Origin of the sequence: Natronoarchaeum philippinense, assembly GCF_900215575.1 — an archaeon.
Lineage (GTDB): Archaea > Halobacteriota > Halobacteria > Halobacteriales > Natronoarchaeaceae > Natronoarchaeum > Natronoarchaeum philippinense.
On sequence record NZ_OBEJ01000001.1, the window covers coordinates 553,635 to 570,067 of the forward strand.

General features: G+C 66.9%; 18 protein-coding genes. 7 read left to right on the forward strand and 11 right to left on the reverse strand.

Annotated elements, in window-relative coordinates:
• The first annotated feature begins 86 nt into the window (after positions 1-86).
• The 3 genes from CRO01_RS02820 (at position 87) to CRO01_RS02830 (ending at position 2,100) form a co-directional block, all read left to right on the forward strand.
• A complete protein-coding gene (locus tag CRO01_RS02820) occupies positions 87-935 on the forward strand; it encodes a hypothetical protein (RefSeq protein WP_097007591.1) in 849 nt (282 codons plus the stop codon).
• 80 nt (positions 936-1,015) lie between these two features.
• The gene (gene hisF / locus CRO01_RS02825; protein WP_097007592.1) at positions 1,016-1,831 is read left to right on the forward strand and encodes an imidazole glycerol phosphate synthase subunit HisF; all 816 of its coding nucleotides are present in this window, start codon (positions 1,016-1,018) and stop codon (positions 1,829-1,831) included.
• Complete coding sequence (locus CRO01_RS02830; protein WP_097007593.1) at positions 1,828-2,100, forward strand: hypothetical protein; 273 nt, start codon at positions 1,828-1,830, stop codon at positions 2,098-2,100. Before hisF ends, CRO01_RS02830 begins: the two co-directional genes overlap by 4 nt.
• Before the next feature lie 30 nt (positions 2,101-2,130).
• On the opposite strand, the gene CRO01_RS02835 is transcribed toward CRO01_RS02830, so the two are convergent.
• Positions 2,131-2,415, reverse strand: a complete 285-nt coding sequence (locus CRO01_RS02835; RefSeq protein ID WP_097007594.1) for a DNA-directed RNA polymerase subunit L — start codon at positions 2,413-2,415, stop codon at positions 2,131-2,133.
• 101 nt (positions 2,416-2,516) lie between these two features.
• Between CRO01_RS02835 and CRO01_RS02840 the strand changes: the two genes are divergently transcribed.
• The 3 genes from CRO01_RS02840 to CRO01_RS02850 all read left to right on the forward strand — a co-directional run bounded on the left by CRO01_RS02840 (position 2,517) and on the right by CRO01_RS02850 (position 5,213).
• Positions 2,517-3,938, forward strand: coding sequence for a cryptochrome/photolyase family protein (locus CRO01_RS02840; RefSeq protein ID WP_097007595.1), 1,422 nt, complete (start codon positions 2,517-2,519; stop codon positions 3,936-3,938).
• A 112-nt stretch (positions 3,939-4,050) separates the two neighbouring features.
• Positions 4,051-4,662: a superoxide dismutase gene (gene sod, locus CRO01_RS02845; RefSeq protein WP_097007596.1), complete on the forward strand. Its 612-nt coding sequence runs from the start codon at positions 4,051-4,053 to the stop codon at positions 4,660-4,662.
• A gap of 254 nt (positions 4,663-4,916) precedes the next feature.
• Complete coding sequence (locus CRO01_RS02850) at positions 4,917-5,213, forward strand: PadR family transcriptional regulator (protein WP_097007597.1); 297 nt, start codon at positions 4,917-4,919, stop codon at positions 5,211-5,213.
• A 69-nt stretch (positions 5,214-5,282) separates the two neighbouring features.
• On the opposite strand, the gene tpiA is transcribed toward CRO01_RS02850, so the two are convergent.
• From tpiA to hisC, 5 genes are all read right to left on the reverse strand, one after another.
• Positions 5,283-5,927 (reverse strand): triose-phosphate isomerase, encoded by a 645-nt coding sequence (gene tpiA, locus CRO01_RS02855; RefSeq protein WP_097007598.1) that lies wholly within the window; start codon positions 5,925-5,927, stop codon positions 5,283-5,285.
• 45 nt (positions 5,928-5,972) lie between these two features.
• Positions 5,973-6,500: a multiprotein bridging factor aMBF1 gene (locus CRO01_RS02860; protein WP_097007599.1), complete on the reverse strand. Its 528-nt coding sequence runs from the start codon at positions 6,498-6,500 to the stop codon at positions 5,973-5,975.
• A 93-nt stretch (positions 6,501-6,593) separates the two neighbouring features.
• Complete coding sequence (locus CRO01_RS02865) at positions 6,594-7,202, reverse strand: CDP-alcohol phosphatidyltransferase family protein (protein ID WP_097007600.1); 609 nt, start codon at positions 7,200-7,202, stop codon at positions 6,594-6,596.
• Positions 7,199-7,708, reverse strand: a complete 510-nt coding sequence (locus CRO01_RS02870) for an adenylate kinase family protein (protein ID WP_097007601.1) — start codon at positions 7,706-7,708, stop codon at positions 7,199-7,201. The genes CRO01_RS02865 and CRO01_RS02870 overlap by 4 nt, the downstream gene beginning before the upstream one ends.
• The gene (gene hisC / locus CRO01_RS02875; protein ID WP_097007602.1) at positions 7,705-8,781 is read right to left on the reverse strand and encodes a histidinol-phosphate transaminase; all 1,077 of its coding nucleotides are present in this window, start codon (positions 8,779-8,781) and stop codon (positions 7,705-7,707) included. Before hisC ends, CRO01_RS02870 begins: the two co-directional genes overlap by 4 nt.
• Before the next feature lie 135 nt (positions 8,782-8,916).
• On the opposite strand from hisC, the gene CRO01_RS02880 reads away from it, so the two are divergent.
• On the forward strand, positions 8,917-9,549 hold the full coding sequence (locus tag CRO01_RS02880; RefSeq protein ID WP_097007603.1) for a DUF7504 family protein: 633 nt from the start codon (positions 8,917-8,919) through the stop codon (positions 9,547-9,549).
• Positions 9,550-9,575: 26 nt separating this feature from the next.
• On the opposite strand, the gene CRO01_RS02885 is transcribed toward CRO01_RS02880, so the two are convergent.
• From CRO01_RS02885 to CRO01_RS02905, 5 genes are all read right to left on the reverse strand, one after another.
• Positions 9,576-10,955 (reverse strand): hypothetical protein, encoded by a 1,380-nt coding sequence (locus CRO01_RS02885; protein ID WP_097007604.1) that lies wholly within the window; start codon positions 10,953-10,955, stop codon positions 9,576-9,578.
• Between the two features lie 103 nt (positions 10,956-11,058).
• Entirely contained in the window at positions 11,059-12,231 is a 1,173-nt protein-coding gene (trpB, locus tag CRO01_RS02890; RefSeq protein ID WP_097007605.1) for a tryptophan synthase subunit beta, read from the reverse strand.
• A 189-nt stretch (positions 12,232-12,420) separates the two neighbouring features.
• Positions 12,421-13,503 carry an ABC transporter permease gene (locus CRO01_RS02895; protein ID WP_097007606.1) on the reverse strand — a complete coding sequence of 361 codons (1,083 nt, stop codon included), beginning with the start codon at positions 13,501-13,503 and terminating at the stop codon, positions 12,421-12,423.
• On the reverse strand, positions 13,493-15,550 hold the full coding sequence (locus CRO01_RS02900) for a PrsW family intramembrane metalloprotease (RefSeq protein ID WP_245838490.1): 2,058 nt from the start codon (positions 15,548-15,550) through the stop codon (positions 13,493-13,495). The genes CRO01_RS02895 and CRO01_RS02900 overlap by 11 nt, the downstream gene beginning before the upstream one ends.
• Positions 15,547-16,431 carry an ABC transporter ATP-binding protein gene (locus CRO01_RS02905; RefSeq protein WP_097007607.1) on the reverse strand — a complete coding sequence of 295 codons (885 nt, stop codon included), beginning with the start codon at positions 16,429-16,431 and terminating at the stop codon, positions 15,547-15,549. The genes CRO01_RS02900 and CRO01_RS02905 overlap by 4 nt, the downstream gene beginning before the upstream one ends.
• Between the last annotated feature and the right edge of the window lie 2 nt (positions 16,432-16,433).

Sequence of the window (16,433 nt, forward strand, 5' to 3'; positions counted from 1 at the left end):
GGTACTGTCGCCACCACTGGCCGGGAAAGACACATACCGAGCGCGGTCGAACCCACGGCCACGCAGCCGAGACGGGGACGCCGACCATGGCAACCGAAACCGAGACCACGGGAGTCCGCCAGTACGGCCGCGACGCCGTCACGCGGGACCTACTGGTCTTGCTCGCGGTCCCGGCCTGCCTCGTGGCGATCCACGCCCTCGGTTCGGCGTCGCTGCGGGCCGACCTCGCGCTGGACCACGCCGATCCCGAGCTCGCGGAGTTTCTGACCGCCGCCTACGTCCACGCGACGCCGCGGCACCTCTGGAACAACGTGCTCGGCTTTCTGGCCGGGGCGCCGATGGCGTACATGCTCTGTCTCCGCGCGGGGCGACGCCGCTGGTTCCACGCGACCCTGGGTTCGATCCTCGTCGTCGTCCCCGTCGCGGTCAACGCCGCGAACTACGCCACGCTGGGGCTGTGGTACGCCGGTCCGCCGCCGACGACCAGCGGATTCTCGGCGGTCGTCGCGGCCACCGGCGGGTTCGTGTTCGTCGCGCTGGTCGCGTGGTTGGCCGACCTGTACTCCCGATCGACGGCGACGTTCGTCGGCGCGCTCGTACTGTTAGCGCTCGTGACGACGTTTTACTCCGTGCACGTCGACGCGCTCGATCCGATGCTCGTCGGACTGCTCGGCGTCAGCGCCGTGCTGTGTCTGCTCGCGCTCGCCGTCGGGAGCGACCTGTCGATCCGCGCGGACGCCGACCTCGCCCGGCACGTCGCCGTTCGAGCGGTGCCGGTCGCGCTGGTCGCGCTGTTGCTGGTCACGTTCGTCGTCGGCCTGTTCCCCCGCGAAACGGTCCGTGAGGGAATGTTCGTCAACGTGTACGCACACGGCGCTGGGTTCGTTCTCGGCGCCGCGATCGCCGCCGGACTGGCGCCGCTGGTCGAGGACTGACGCCTTCGGAGTAGTAGCCCGCCGCGAGATATCGCGGTAACGGTCCCTTTGTATACCCCGAGCGAGTAGTTCCGCTCAGAATGGGTCTCACGAAACGGATCATCCCCTGCATCGACGTGGACCTCGACGACGAGGGCGACCCGGCGGTCTACACCGGCGTCCACTTCGAGGACCTCGAATACACCGGGGATCCGGTCGAGATGGCCAAGCGGTACAACGAGGCCGGCGCCGACGAGTTCGTCTTTCTGGACATCACGGCCAGCGCCGACGGGCGCGAGACGATGCTCGGCGTCGTCGAGGACGTCGCCGACGAAGTGTTCATCCCGCTCACGGTCGGCGGCGGCATCCGGACGCGCGAGGACATCAAGGAGACGCTCCGAGCCGGCGCGGACAAGGTCTCGATCACGACCGGCGCGCTCGAACGCCCCGAACTGATCAACGAGGGCGCGGCCGCCTTCGGCAGCCAGTGCATCGTCATCAGCGTCGACGCCAAGCGCCGGTTCGACGAGGGCGGCGAACACTACTTCGATGTCGACGGCGAGTCCTGCTGGTTCGAGTGCACCAAGAAGGGCGGCCGCGAGGGCACCGGCATCGACGTGATCGAGTGGGCCAAAGAGGCCGAGGACCGCGGCGCCGGCGAGCTCTTCGTCAACTCGATCGACAAGGACGGCACCAAGGACGGCTACGACGTTCCGCTCACCGACGCCGTCTGTGACGCCGTCGACACGCCAGTTATCGCTTCCTCGGGCTGTGGCGGCCCGGAGGACGCCTACGAGGTGTTCACCGAGGCTGACGCCGACGCGGCGCTCGCGGCGTCGATCTTCCACTTCGACGAGTACTCGATTCAGGAGGTAAAGGAATACTTGGACGAACGCGACGTGCCGGTGCGGCTATGAGTCCGACCGTCAACGAGTTGCGCAATCAGATCCGCGTCGCTGTCGACCGCTTCGAACGCGAGGGGTCGGCCGGCTTCACCAAAGAGGATCTGGCGGCAATCTGCGCCGCCGTCGACCACGACGTGGGCGCGAAGCCGTTCCCGCCGACAGCCGAGATGCGGGCAGCGATCCGCGAGCGCGTCGACGACCTCGACGCCGACACCGAGGGCCAGAAAGCGTTACGAAAGGCGGAACTCGAAACGCTGGCAGCGTCGCTCGACGACACGTAGCGATCGGCGGAGAAAGCGCGGAAACGTCGATTACGCGGCGGCGTCGAACGCGTTCTTGAACGCCGTCGTCTTATCGCGGATGCGGCCCGCGGCGTCCTCGATGGCGTCGAGGGGCTCTTTGGTCTCGTCGGTCTTGACCGAGAGGATCGGCTCGGTCTGACCGCCCGACTGTTCGGGGTTGACGTCGTAGGTCGCCGCCGTGACGCCGTCGGTTTCCAGCAGCGCGCCCTTGAGCACGTTCATGAACGTGTGGTCCTCCCCGCCGATCTCGATAGAAATCTCCTCGTCGCTGCTCTCGATAACCCGCAGTTCCATGGGCGAGATTTTGCTCGTGGATCGCTTGTACCTTTCGATAGCGAGACTCGCTGACGCCGGTGAGAGGGTGTTTTATCCCGCACGAGTCCTCAGGAGGGAGTATGCAACTCCACTGGCACCGGCGGGATCTGCGCGCCGCCGACAACCGGGCGCTGGCGGCGGCCGCCGAGGACGGGCCGGTCTGTCCGGTGTTCGTGTTCGACGACGCGGTGCTCGATCACGCCTCGCCCCCGCGGGTCGCGTTCATGCTCGACGCGCTCCTGTCGCTTCGCACTTGGTACTGGGAGCACGACGGCGACCTACTACTGGCCCGCGGCGATCCCCGCGAGGTCCTGCCGTCGATTGCAGAGGTGCTCGACGCCGAGCGGGTCGTCTGGAACAAGGATTACTCCGGGCTGGCCCGCGAGCGCGACGCCGAAGTCCGGCGAGCGCTCGACGACGCCGACGTTGCCCGTGCGAGCTACCACGACGCCATCCTCCACGAGCCCGGGTCGATCACGACCAACGAGGGCGAGCACTACTCGGTGTACACCTACTTCTGGAAGAAGTGGCGCGACCGAGCCAAAGACGACCCGTTCCCGGCGCCCGACGCCGACGCGCTGGCGGCGCCGACAGCCGGCGATCTCCCCGACGCGTCGCTGCCGTCGCTCCCGACGCTCGACGACCTCGGCTTCGACGAACCCGAGGCGTCGCTTCCCGACGCGGGGACGGCGGCGGCCCGCGAGCGCCTCGACAGCTTCTGCGAGGACGCGATCTACCGCTACGACGAGCGCCGGGACTACCCGGCCGACGAGTGTACCTCCCGGCTCTCGGCGGACCTCAAGTGGGGCACGATCGGAATCCGCGAGGTGTACGAGGCGACCGACGACGCGAAGGCGTTCGCGGACGGCGAGAACGAGGTCGAGAGCGTCGAGGAGTTCCAATCCCAACTCGCTTGGCGCGAGTTCTACACTCACGTCCTGAACTTCAACCCCGAAGTCGTCACGGAGAACTTCAAGAACTACGAGCACGAGATCGCGTGGCGCTCCGACCCAGAAGGCCTGCAGGCGTGGAAGGACGGCGAGACGGGCTATCCCATCGTCGACGCCGGGATGCGCCAACTCCGCGAGGAAGGGTACATGCACAACCGCGTCCGGATGCTCGTCGCCGCCTTCCTCACCAAGGACCTGCTCGTCGACTGGCGCGAGGGGTACGACTGGTTCCGCGAGAAGTTGGTCGACCACGACACCGCCAACGACAACGGTGGCTGGCAGTGGGCCGCCTCGACGGGCACCGACGCCCAGCCGTACTTCCGGGTGTTCAACCCGATGACCCAAGGCGAGCGCTACGATCCCGACGCCGAGTACATCACCCAGTACGTGCCGGAACTGCGCGACGCCGACGCCGAACAGATCCACGCGTGGACGGAGCTTCCCGACGCCGAGCGCGAACGGGCCGCGCCCGACTATCCGGCACCGATCGTCGACCACGGCGAGCGACGCGAGACCGCCATCGAGACGTTCGAGGCAGCCCGGGGAGACTGACTGAGACGGACGGTGACGACTTCGCACCGCCGGCCGCGCGTGTGAAGTGTCAACAATTGCCTTCTAAAAGTTTAACAGCCGTCACAGTGACATATATGACGAGGTTCCGACAATGCCAGAACATTCCAATCCCGAGCTCCCGCCCCTGCCGTACGACTACGACGCGCTCGAACCGCACATCTCCGAACAGGTGCTGACGTGGCATCACGACACCCACCACCAAGGCTACGTCAACGGCCTCGAAAGCGCCGAGGAGACCCTCGCCGAGAACCGCGAGAGCGGTGACCACTCTTCGACGGCCGGCGCGCTCGGAAACGTCACGCACAACGGAAGCGGCCACTATCTCCACACGCTGTTCTGGGAGAACATGGATCCCGAGGGCGGCGACGAGCCCGAAGGCGACCTCGCCGATCGCATCGAGGAGGACTTCGGCTCGTACGAAGGCTGGGAAGAGGAGTTCCGCGCGGCCGCGTCGGCCGCCGGTGGCTGGGCGCTGCTGGTGTACGATCCTGTCGCCAAGCAACTCCGGAACGTCGCCGTCGACAAGCACGACCAAGGAGCCCTCTGGGGTAGCCACCCGATCCTTGCGCTCGACGTTTGGGAGCACTCGTACTACTACGACTACGGACCGGACCGCGGCGACTTCATCGACGCCTTCTTCGAGGTCGTCGACTTCGACAAGGTCGCCGAGGAGTACGAGAAGGTCTCCGGCCGCGTCGAGTAACGCCGGCCTCGACTACTTCGTTTTTGTGTGTAAACGCTGATGGGCAGATTATATCAAACTCAAAATATGATGCGTTTATTATGTTTATATAAACCTAGGTTCCTGACGTGTAGGTAGAAGCTCCGGTAGTTCTGTATTCCGCAGGGAGAGACTACCTAATTAAGATAATCCGTATTATGGTTTAGCCAATTCCTGACCGTTGCCCCCGACACATTTATCAGCATGATTGTCAGATAACAATGTGGGGGAATGCAATGCACGATCTAACTGGCTTCCAGCGCGACCTCCTGTACGTGATCGCCGGACAGGACAATCCACACGGCCTCGCAATCAAGGAGGAACTCGAAGACTACTACGAGAGCGAGATCCATCACGGGCGACTGTACCCGAACTTGGACGCGCTGGTCGACAAAGGCCTCGTCGAGAAGGGGGAACTAGACCGGCGGACGAACTACTACGCCCTCACACAGCGTGGCCACCGAGAACTCGAAGCCCGCCGCGAGTGGGAGGAAGACTACCTCGACGCTGAGGAAGCCGAACTCTCACTGTAAGGCGCCCGAGGATTCGATAGCGCGTCGCCGCGCCGGGAGCGACTGGTTCGACGGCGCCGCTGACTCTTCTTACAGCGGTTCGACCAGGTCTTCGAGCGCCGCCTGCGGATCGTCGGCCTTTGCGACGCCGCTGGCGAGCAAGACGCCGTCGGCGCCCAACTCGTCGGCCGCGACGACGTCCTCGCCCGTCGAGATGCCGGCGCCGCAGTAGACGTCGACGCTCTCGTCGACGGCCGCCGCGGCGTCGACGGCGTCCTCGACGATTTCGGGATCCGCCGTCGCAACGGACACGTCGCCGCCGATCAGTTCCGGCGGCTCGACCGCGACGGCGTCGGGGCCGAGCGCGGCGGCGGCGGCGATCTGTTCGGGATTGTTCGCACAGACCACCGTCTCGAGCCCGGGACGGGCCGCGGCGTCGAGCGAGCCGTCGATGTCGGCGAGTTTCAGGCGGTTCTCGGAGTGGTTGATCATCGTCCCGGTCGCGCCGGCGTCGGCGACGGCCTCGGCCAGCGTCGATCCGGTGTGGCTGCCGTGCTCGACGGGGCTGACGTGCTGGGCCCACGTCTCGACGCCGGTCTCGGCGACCGCCGAGAGGTCGGCGGCTTGGGGCGCAACGCCGACGTCGACGCCGGACTCGTCGCTGACGGTCGCTGCGGCCTCAGCTACCTCGATCGGATCACAGGGGTACGCCTTGAGGTTGACAAGGACGAACATACGATAGAGACCGTCCCGCCCCGACAAATAGGTTGTGAGAAGCCGCTAGTCTTTCCGCTTGACCACGTCGCCGAGCGTGTACTCGCCGGTCGAGGAACCGCCGCTCCACTCCTCGTCGTCGGCGCCGGCGCCACCGGTCAGCGAAATCTCGAGGAAGCTCTCCAACTTCGACTGGATGTCGTCGTCGGGAAGCGTGTCTCCGCGTTCGAGTTTGCGGATGAGACTCGCCTTCTCGTTGAGTTCGTTCGCCAGATCGGACTGGGAGAGGTTCCGGTCCTCGCGGGCCTGACGGATGCGATCGTCGTAGTCCGTGACGACCTCGTCCATGTCGTCGAACATGTCCGAGCGGCGGCGCGTGCTACCGCCACCGCCGGCGCTGGACGAACTTGAGCTGTCGCCCCCGGAGCTCGAACTCGACGACGTGGAGTACTTTGTCGACGAACTGGAGGTGCTCTGGGTCTTGACCTCAGTCCCGAAGTCAGCGCAGTCATCACAGACGTCGAGTTCGGCCCCCTCGACTTTGACCGTCTTTGGCGACGACACGTTGGCGCCGCACATTTCACACTGCACCATATGTGCTAACCTTGGCCCGCGGCCCTGATAAAAGATGCGCCGCCGGAGCTTCGGCCGACGGCGGCGACTTCGGCCGAGTGCTTCGTGGTCTGGTTACGAGAGCGCGCGCCAAGCGCCCCAGAAGCGCTGGAGCGCAGTGACGTGGCCGACGACGGCGAAGACGACGAGCAGCCAACCGACCAGCCCGAAGCCGAGCGCCGAGATATCGACGAACGCCGCTACGGTGGTCACGATGCCGATCAGCGCCAACCGATCGGCGCGTCCCAGCATGCCGCCGTAGACCCGATCGAGACCGACTGCTTGGGACTGCGTGCCCAGATACGACGTCATCAGCACGCCCGTCACCGCCACGAGCCCAAGCGCATAGCGGTCGAGTCCAGCCGCGAGTCCCGTGACGACGACGATGTCGGCGTATCGGTCGAGGACGTGGTCGAGCAGGTCGCCGGCCTTCGAGTCGGTGCCCATCTCGCGGGCGACGGCGCCGTCGAGGATGTCGAGCCAGCCGTTCAGCGCCACCAGCACTGCGCCGGCGAAGTACCAGATCGCGGCGTCGCCGGCCTGGTAGTACGCACCCCCGGCGGCGGCCGCGAGAACGAACGCCAGCACGCTGATCGCGTCGGGCGTGATGCCGAGTCGCGTCGAGAGCGAAACGAAGGGTTCGAGCGCGCGATCGGCCACGTGGCGGAACTGGTCCAGGGTCATAGATACTCGATGAAAGAAACGTCGCCGGCACTCGGTTCTCGTTCGCCGTCGACGGCGGCGTCGATGCAGTCTGCAATCTCCTCAGGCGTTCGGTCCGTGGTGTCGACCTCGTAGACCGACTCGACGCCGTGGCGGTCGACCGCCTCCGAGAGGATCACGTCGAGCGCTTCGCTCTCGGCGTTCTCGCGGATCGACGCCTCGCTCTCGTCTCCTCGCTCGCCCAGTCGCGTTTCGAGCGTCTCGGGGTGGCATCGGAGCACGACGACCCGATCGACATCGAGGTGATGAGCGAGGTGGGACTCGACCAGCACGTCGTCGCGGTCGCCGAGCCACTCTCGGACGGCGTCGAGATCGACGATCACGCTGTCGCGGTCCTCGTCGACATCGTCGTACAGCCCGTGTTCCTGCACCGCCTCGTTGAGGTGAACGACATCGAGATCGGCGTCGACCCGCTCGGTCGCCGTTGTCTTGCCCGTCCCCGGCGTCCCGGTGACTGCCACCCTCATCGTGCCGCGAGCACCTCGTTGAGCGCGTCGACCGCCCGGCGCGTCTCCGGCTTCGTGCCGCAAGTCACGCGGATGCAGTCGTCGAGCCCGAAGCTCGTGCAGTCCCGGACGATGACTCCTTTATGTTTGAGCGCCTCGGCGACCCCGCTCGCGTCGCCGACCTCGATCAGCACGAAGTTGCCCTGACTGTCGTAGGTCGGCGCCTCGACGGCGTCGTCGATGTAGGATCGCGCCCACTCGACGGTCTCGACGGTCTTTTCGACGTGTGCGTCGTCGTCCAGCGCGGCCAGTCCGGCTCGGCACGCGATCTCGCTCGCCGCGAACGGCGTGTTGATGCGGGCGTAGGCGTCGGCCCATTCGGAAGGCGTGACGGCGTAGCCGAGCCGCAGCCCCGCGAGCCCGTAGGCCTTCGAGAACGTCCGAAGCACCGCAACGTCGTCGCGCTGCTCGACCAGTTCGATCGCGCTGTCGACGTCGGCGAACTCGCCGTAGGCCTCGTCGACGACCACCAGCGTCTCCTCGTCGGTCTCGGCGGCGATCCGCTCTATCTCCGCGGGCGCGACGACCGTCCCGGTCGGGTTGTGCGGGCTGGTGAGATAGACGATCCGCTCGCCGTCGTACGCCGATAGCACCGTGTCGGCGGTCTGGGCGAACTCGTCGTCTTTCGAGAGCTGGTACTCGTTGACCGTGCCGTGGTGGTACCGGGCGCTCATCTCGTAGTACGCGAAGCCGGGCGCCGGCACGAGCACCTCGTCGCCGGGTTCGAGCATCGCCCGGGCGAGATAATCGAGCGCGCCGTCGCCGCCGTTGGCGAGCCACACCTGTTCGGGATCGACCGCCCACCGCTCGGCGAGCCGTTCGGCGAGGTCGGCGTGGGACGCCTTCGGGTAGCTGTGGACCGACGCCGCCCGGTCGCGGATCGCCTCGACGGCCTTCGGCGACGGGCCGAAGGCGTTCTCGTTCGAGGCGAGTTTGATCAGCTCGTCGGGCTCCCTACCGAGCTCGCGGGCGACCTCCTCGATACCCCGGCCCGCGACGTACTCGACGTGGGCCGACAGGTCGCGTGGTTGCATGTCCGTGCCAACTCGCCCGCGACTCTTAAGCGTGCTCAAGCGCGGCCGTCGAGCCCGGACGACGCGGCGGGGCAGGGGATGACAACACGCCGCGCGTCACAATACTTAAGAGATCCAGCAGCCAATAAAAGCGAGATGCGACTCGGTCGTGGCGGCGTCCCGGAGAGCACCGCGTTCTCCCAGCAGCTGTCCGAACTCAAGCGCGAGGGGTGTAACCTGCTCGTGGTCGGTCAACACTCCGGCGGGGGCCACAGCGGCGCGTGCCGGCACTTGCTGGGCGATGACTGTGCCGGGCGCCGTCGACTCTTCACGTTCACACAGGGCAAGCGCGTCTGTGGGTGTTCGCGCGACGACATCGACGGCGACGGCCGCGAAATCGTCAGATTCGACCCCGATGCCGGCGGCGCCGCGGGCGACGAACTAGGCGCGCTCGGCACCGACATCGTCGATGCCGCCGACGCGCTCGAAGCCGACGCCGACGGGTTCGAGCCCGCTGAGCTTCGTGTCTGTGTCGACTCCCTCGGGCCGCTGTTCGTCGAGCACGACCCCGAGCGACTGTTCAAACTGCTCCACGTCGTCACGGCCCGGGTTCGACAAGCAGACGGAATGGGCCACTACCATCTCCGCGTCGACCGGGACAGCGACCACGTCCACCTGCTCGAACCGCTGTTCGACGCCGTCGTCGAGGTGCGCGACGGAGACGACGGCGCCGAGCAGCGCTGGCATCTCCGGAGCGGCGACGTTTCGACCGACTGGCTCACGCTCTGAGTCCGGCCAGCGTCGGGACAATGATGCTATCGCTCGGCTAGCTCCTGCTCGCTCAGCCACTCGAACTCCCCCGGCGAGTCGGCCGTCTCGTCGGCATCGTCGTGCGCGGCGTCGGTCGCCCCGACCGCCTCGGAATCAGTATCTTCCTCGCCCGTCTCGGCGTCCCCGAGCAACGCTTCGAGCGTCGGTTCCGCGTCGGCATTCGACGCCTCGCGGTCCCGATGTCGCCCTGCGCCGGCCGGAGTCGGACCGGCGTCGGCGGCGCCGACGACAACCGCCGCACCGCCGCCGGACGGCTCGGCGATGCCGTCGTCGCCGGTGATCGCGGCCCGTTCGATTTCGTCGAACAGCCCATCTAGCGCTTCGGGATCCTCGTCGGCGTCGTCGGTCGACTCGACATCCGCGCCCGTCCCGAGTTCGAGTACCGGCGGATCGTTTGTACGGGCTTCCCAGCCGCGATCGCCAGACGCCGTCGGTTCGAGCGATACGTCCGAGAGATCGCCGAACACCTGCTGGAGTTCCTGATCGCTCGCCTCGACGCCCGATGGCGTCGTCGCTGTCCGTTCGGCGGGCCGGTCGTCGAGGAGGTCGTCCGGCGTGCCGTCGAGGACGGCACCGGGGTCGGCTGCCGGCCCATCGTCGATCGGCGCCTCGGAGCCCGGTGTGACACGCAGGGCGTCGGCGTCTGGGGCTTGTTTCCGCTCGGTCGAGAACGCGCCCTGCTGGTCGGTCTCCCCTCGAAGACCGTTCAGGACAGAGGCCACCTCGACGGCCTCACCGCTGGCGAAGGCCGCGGGTTGGTCGTCACGAACCAGCGAAACGCCGGCGAACTCGATGCCGTCGCCGTGGCGGCGTTCGAGTTCGGCCAGCCGGTCGGCCTCGATCAGCACTGCCCGCCAGCGACGGTCGATGCCGGCGAGCAGCACGAACGTCAGGTCGGTCTCCGAGAGCAGTTTGGTCTCGACGGCGTCCAGCAGCGCCGGCAGGTTGTCGTCGCCGAGCGGAGTGTCGGGATACTCGAAGCGCAGGTCGTGCGTGGCGCCGCCGGCGTCTTCGAGTTCGATCTCGATGCTGGCGCCGCCGGTGCTGTGAGTGGTGTCTCGGAAGGTCACCGAACAGCCGTAGGGTTCGAACACCTCGTTGAGGTGGACCTCCGGCGCGTAGTTCCAGTAGCTCGCTGTCGCGCTGATGCCACGGCGGGACTGCGTGAGCGTCTCGACGAGGCGCGAAAAGAGCGCTCGGGGGGAGTCGGCGTCAACGCGGCGTGCCACGAACTCCTCGAGCGGCGTGTCCTCGGGCGCCTCGTCGTCGACGTGTAGGTCCCGTATCGCCTCCGAGGAGAGCCCGAACTCCCGGAGTAACGTGACGTACTCGGTCAGCAAGTCCGGCGGCGAATCCCCTGTCATGTGTCCCCAGTAACCGCTTTGATAGTCCTTTCGGCCGAAGATATTTCTGTTTTTTCATGCCAGTTTGGGGAGCGTCGGTTCGCCCCCCAGATCGCGGGTCCGATCAGGCGCCGAGATCGAAGTGCTCGGCCGCGGTCTGCATGTCCTTGTCGCCGCGCCCGCTCAGGTTCACGAGGATCACGTCGTGCTCGTCGGCGAGTTGCTCGGCGAGCGCGATGCCGTGGCTGGTCTCCAGCGCCGGGATAATTCCCTCGGTGCGACTGAGCTTGCGGAACGCGTCGAGAGCCTCGTCGTCGGTGACGCCGCGGTACTCGGCGCGCCCGCTCGCGCGGAACATCGCGTGCTCCGGGCCGACGCCGGGGTAGTCGAGTCCGGCCGACACCGAGTGGACCTCGACGTCGTCGTCGATGACGCGCGTCTTCATGCCGTGGATCACGTCGTCGTTGCCGGCGTCGAGCGGCGCGGCGTGACGCTTCGAGTCAGCGCCCTCGCCGCCGCCCTCGGCGCCGTAGAGCGCGACCTCCTCGTCGTCCCGGAACGCGTCGAACAGCCCCATCGCGTTCGACCCGCCGCCGACGCAGGCCACTGCGGCGTCGGGCAACTGGCCCGCCTGTTCGAGGATCTGGTCGCGGGCCTCGCGGCCGAGCACCGACTGGAAGTCCCGAACGATCCGCGGGAAGGGGTCGGGCCCGACGACCGATCCGACGAGGTAGTGAGTGTCGTCGATGTTCTCGATCATGTCCTCCAACGCGGCGTCGACGGCGTCGGCCAGTCCCGCGCCGCCGCGGGTGACCTCGTTGACCTCGGCGCCCATCAGGCGCATCCTGAAGACGTTCATCCGCTGGCGCTCGACGTCTTTCTCGCCCATGTAGATCTCCGTGTCAAGATCGAACATCGCGCCGACCATCGCCGTCGCGGTGCCGTGCTGACCAGCACCAGTCTCGGCGATCAGGCGCTCCTTGCCCGCCTTCTTGGCCAGCAGCGCTTGGCCGATGGCGTTGTTCATCTTGTGGGCGCCGCCGTGGAGCAGATCCTCGCGCTTGAAGTAGACCTCGGCGCCGACGGCCTCCGAGAAGCGCTCTGCGTGGTACAGCGGCGTCGGCCGGCCGGCGTACTGTTCGAGGATCTCGCGGAACTCGGCTTCGAACTCCGGCGTCTGTGCGATCTCGTCGTAGCCCGCCGCGAGCTGGTCAAGTGCGTCTTCCATCGGTTCGGGGACGTGGCGTCCCCCGTACTGCTCGAACTGCCCGTCGTCGTGTCGAGATTGCTGAGACATCGTTGCTCGAAGATTCTCGGTGGCGTACTTAGTTGTGACGAGACGGCCGCTATGTGTTCACACATGTCGATATCTGGGCGTCGGTGGGGATGCGGCCGACGGACCGAAAAGCCAGTCGAACACTGAGAATCTGCAACAGCGGCGGACGCCGATCAGCAAAAAGGTAGAGAAGCGGCGGGAACGGCGTCCTCACGCCGAACCGAGCAGCCGATCCACGTCGATCCGCGGTACCGCAAACTGGACCACGACCAGCGCCACCAGTCCGATGCAGAGGTAGCCGACGACGGCGGTCCACGTCGTCGCCGTGGGACTGTCGATCGCCAGCTTTGCGATCGTGTTGAGCGGGTGCTCGGGCAGGAGCGTCGTCACGCCAGCGATCGTGAGGATGCCGAAGGAGTAGAGGAACTGCGCCTGCCGGCGGTCCGCCGTCACCAGCGCCAGCCCGATCCCCATCGACACCACCGCGAGCGCGAGCGCGCCCGAGACTGCGATGAGCGCCGGCGCGTTCGCCACCGATGTCCCGTTGAACTCCAGCAACACCAGCCACAGCGCCGCCTGAACGGGCGCCAGCCCGGCCGCGGCGAGCAACTTCCCGTCGACGATCTCCCGGAGCTCGATCGGGGCGACCGCGAGCAGTTCCAGCGTGCCCCGCTCTAGCTCCTCGGTGACGGCGTCGACCGCGAGGCTGCCGCTGATGAACACCGGCAGGAGGATCAACAGCGGGACGAGCACGGTGTAGGTGAACCCGTAGTAGGAGTTGCCGGCCGGCGCCTCGGGCACGCCGAGGGGCTGCTCGTCGAGGAACTGGCTGCGCTGGTCGCGCTCGTAGCGCTCGTACTCCAGTAGCGTCTCTTGGAGCGAGACGACGACGAGCGTCGACTCGACGCCGGCGTCGGGCGCGATCACCTCGACGCCAATCGTCCCGTCCGACCGCTGGTTGGTTATCAACGCGGCGTCGATCGCCCGGTTACGGTAGCCTTCGCGCACGTCTGCGGCCGAGTCGTACACGATCGGCTGGACGCCGTCTTGCTGATTTGCGATGGCGACCAGATCGTTGCGCTGCTCCCCGGCGACGCCGACGGACACCGTCTGTCCCTCCGCACCCGAGGGATCGTACAGCGAGACGAGCCCGACGACGAGGAACGACGAGAACGCGGCGACGAACAGCTGGATCACCAGCGCGAGCACGATCGTCTTCTCGCTTTTGAGCGTCGCCAGTTCGCGCTTGGCGATCGTCAGGCGCGACCCCAGCGGCGAGCCCTCACGCGACATAGCTGGTCACCCCCAGATTGTACAGCGTGTGCAGGACGATCGCACACACGAGCGTCGCCACGTAATGCCAGCGCCCGCGCCGGGCACCGACAGCCGAGACGATCGCCGTCACGGCGTGAAGCGCCAGCGGGAGGAAAAACAACACCACGGCGATCGCCGGATCGTATTGGGCGGCCTGCGGGAACGCGATACGACCCAGATCGAGCGACGTGATGCCGACGACGCTGACGACGTGGGTCGCCTTCTCGCCGACGAAGAAGCCGGCGCCGCTGGCGGCGCCGACGACGGCAGCCGACCGGAGCGTCGACGGCCAGCGGTTGTGGGCGAACCCGGCGTAGACGTGGAGGCTCTTGGCGATCTCCTCGACCACCGAGATCGACAGCAACAGCACCGGCGCCGACAGCGACAGCGGGAGCGCGAACAGAATCGCGATCGCCAGCAGTTCGGCGATCAGCACGAACGGGATCGACAGCGCGGTCACCGCGAAGACGCTACGCGCGCTCCGGGCGTAGTTCGCCAGCGCGTCCATCGCCTTGAGGTGGACGGCCCGCTGGCTGAACATGTCTTCCTCGCGATAGACGCCAGCGCCGAGCGCGAACAGCAGCGTGCTGGTGAGATACAGCGGCCCAGTCGAAAAGGCGTACTGGGCGGCGGTGACGGCTTCGCCCTGTAGGTCCCAGACGACGAGCGTCAGCGGCGAGATCAGCGCGATCGGCGTGACGTTCGTGAAGATCGCGGGCACGAACGCGTAGGAACTCAGCCCGACGCTGATCGTCACGGTGACGAATGTGAGTTCCTTGAACGACCGCGAGAACATCGCCCCGACGAACGCGGCCGACAGAAACAGCGCCGCGAGCGGAACGACCGCGGCGACCGAGAGCGGGCCCCCACCGATCGCCAGTGCGATCGCCGCCGAGACGATCGCCAGCCCGAGCAGGTACGGCAGCGTCTTGCCGGTCACGATGGCGCCGCGGCCGACCGGCGAGACGAGCATCAGTTCGCCGCGGCGATTGATCCGCTCGTTCATGATCGAGCCGCTGTAGAGTTGGATGACGAAGTTCATCGGGACAATAAACAGGAACGCGAGCACGAGCGACTGCATCGGAAACGGCGGGGAAATCTCGGCCGGCGAACTGGCCGTGCTGTCGTCGGCGACGATGCTGCCGAGCAGTCCGCCCGACGAGCCGTCGTCGGCGCCAGAGCCACTGTTGTCGCCGGAGCCGTCGGCGTCCCCACCAGCGGCGTCGCCGCTCCCGCTATCTGATCCGGACGTGTCCGAGCCGTTGTCGGATCCGGAACCGTTAGCTTGTCCGTCACCGCTTCCGCTCGATCCGTCCGTACTGCCGGACCCGTCACCGCTGCCGCCGCTCCCGCTGTCTGTGCCGCCGGCTCCGTCGTCTCCGCTGTCCGTCCCAGTATCCCCGGTGCCGCTATCTGTCGTCCCGTCGGTCGACCCGGTATCAGAGCCGTCGGGCTGCGTTCCGGCATCAGCACCGCCGCTTACATCAGCCGGCGGGCGCTCGACGTACCGGAGATCGACGGTTACCGGGAACGCGGCGGTCTGGTTGGGCTGGTCGCGCATCAGCTCGTAGTTGTACGCCTCGACGGCGTTGCTGAACTCCGAGTACGCGGCCTCGCTCTTGCGGATCGAACTGTTGTATCTGACGACCGATCCCTCGATCAGCAGTTCCATCTCACCGTCGTCGATCGCATTCCCCTCAGGCTCGACCGGGCGGAACGCCGAGCTGTTCTCGACGACGGGGTGGTAGGGGTTCGACTCGTCGACGCCGACGCGATAGATTCCCTCGTCCAGCGCGGCGCTGCCGCCGAGCGCGGCCGGCGCGACGAGCGCGACCAACAGCGCGCCGACGGCGCCGAGCACGACGGTTCGCCTGTCGATCGTGCCGGCCGAGCGCGTGACTTCCCAGCGCGCGATGCGAAGTGATTTGCGGGCAAACGTCCACGCCGCGGCGAGGACGGCGCGAAGCCATCCCGCGACGCCGCGAAGCCGCCCCGCAACGGCGCCGAAGACGGACCGGCGCGTCACGCCTCGGCCTCCTGTGGCGATTCGCCGGCAATTTCTAGGAAAATCTCTTCGAGGCTCGGCTCGTGGGTCTGGATGTCGACGACGGCACCGTCCTTTGCCTGCGCGCTCTCTCGGGTCCGCTCGACGGCGTCCATCGACTCGACGACGCGTCGGTAACGGCCGTTCTCCTGAACACTGCCTGCAACCTCGACATCGGTGTAGACGCGGTACTCGGTGGTGCCGTGGCGCTCGCGGATCTCGTCGAGCGAGCCGCGCGCGATGATCTCGCCGCGGTTCATCACGACGAGCCGATCGCAGAGGCTCTCGACGTGGAACAGGTTGTGCGCGCTGAACACGACGGTTCGACCCTCCTCGCTCAGCTCGCGGACGAACTCGATGATGTAGTTGGTCGTCAGCGGGTCGAGGCCGCTGGCGGGTTCGTCGAAGATCAGCACGTCCGGATCGTTGACCAGCGCGCGGGCGATGGCGACCTTGCGTTTCATCCCCTTGGACATGTCGCCGATGGCGCGCTCGCGGTGCTCCAAGTCCAGCCGATCCAGCGCCTCGGTGATCCGCTCGTCCGCGAGATCACGGGGCACGTCGTAGAGATCGGCGAAAAAGCGCAGATACGAGTGGGCGGTCATGTCCTCGTACAGCGGCGACTCCTCGGGGACCCACCCGAGATTTTGGCGCATCTCCGTCTCGCCGGCCCGGACGCCGGCGACCGTGGCGTCGCCGCTGGTCGGCTCGATCAACCCGGCGAGCATCTTCAGCGTCGTCGTCTTGCCCGCGCCGTTCGGACCGACGATGCCGAACACCTCGCCGGCCTCGACCGAGAAACTGCTGTCCTCAACGGCGACGAACCCGCTGTACTCCTTCCGTAGCGAGTCGACCTCGATCACGA

Coding starts and splice junctions, on each gene's coding strand:
- CRO01_RS02820 (WP_097007591.1), top strand. CDS start 87: ATGGCAACCGAAACCGAGACCACGGGAGTCCGCCAGTACGGCCGCGAC.
- hisF (WP_097007592.1), top strand. CDS start 1,016: ATGGGTCTCACGAAACGGATCATCCCCTGCATCGACGTGGACCTCGAC.
- CRO01_RS02830 (WP_097007593.1), top strand. CDS start 1,828: ATGAGTCCGACCGTCAACGAGTTGCGCAATCAGATCCGCGTCGCTGTC.
- CRO01_RS02835 (WP_097007594.1), bottom strand. CDS start 2,415: ATGGAACTGCGGGTTATCGAGAGCAGCGACGAGGAGATTTCTATCGAG.
- CRO01_RS02840 (WP_097007595.1), top strand. CDS start 2,517: ATGCAACTCCACTGGCACCGGCGGGATCTGCGCGCCGCCGACAACCGG.
- sod (WP_097007596.1), top strand. CDS start 4,051: ATGCCAGAACATTCCAATCCCGAGCTCCCGCCCCTGCCGTACGACTAC.
- CRO01_RS02850 (WP_097007597.1), top strand. CDS start 4,917: ATGCACGATCTAACTGGCTTCCAGCGCGACCTCCTGTACGTGATCGCC.
- tpiA (WP_097007598.1), bottom strand. CDS start 5,927: ATGTTCGTCCTTGTCAACCTCAAGGCGTACCCCTGTGATCCGATCGAG.
- CRO01_RS02860 (WP_097007599.1), bottom strand. CDS start 6,500: ATGGTGCAGTGTGAAATGTGCGGCGCCAACGTGTCGTCGCCAAAGACG.
- CRO01_RS02865 (WP_097007600.1), bottom strand. CDS start 7,202: ATGACCCTGGACCAGTTCCGCCACGTGGCCGATCGCGCGCTCGAACCC.
- CRO01_RS02870 (WP_097007601.1), bottom strand. CDS start 7,708: ATGAGGGTGGCAGTCACCGGGACGCCGGGGACGGGCAAGACAACGGCG.
- hisC (WP_097007602.1), bottom strand. CDS start 8,781: ATGCAACCACGCGACCTGTCGGCCCACGTCGAGTACGTCGCGGGCCGG.
- CRO01_RS02880 (WP_097007603.1), top strand. CDS start 8,917: ATGCGACTCGGTCGTGGCGGCGTCCCGGAGAGCACCGCGTTCTCCCAG.
- CRO01_RS02885 (WP_097007604.1), bottom strand. CDS start 10,955: ATGACAGGGGATTCGCCGCCGGACTTGCTGACCGAGTACGTCACGTTA.
- trpB (WP_097007605.1), bottom strand. CDS start 12,231: ATGTCTCAGCAATCTCGACACGACGACGGGCAGTTCGAGCAGTACGGG.
- CRO01_RS02895 (WP_097007606.1), bottom strand. CDS start 13,503: ATGTCGCGTGAGGGCTCGCCGCTGGGGTCGCGCCTGACGATCGCCAAG.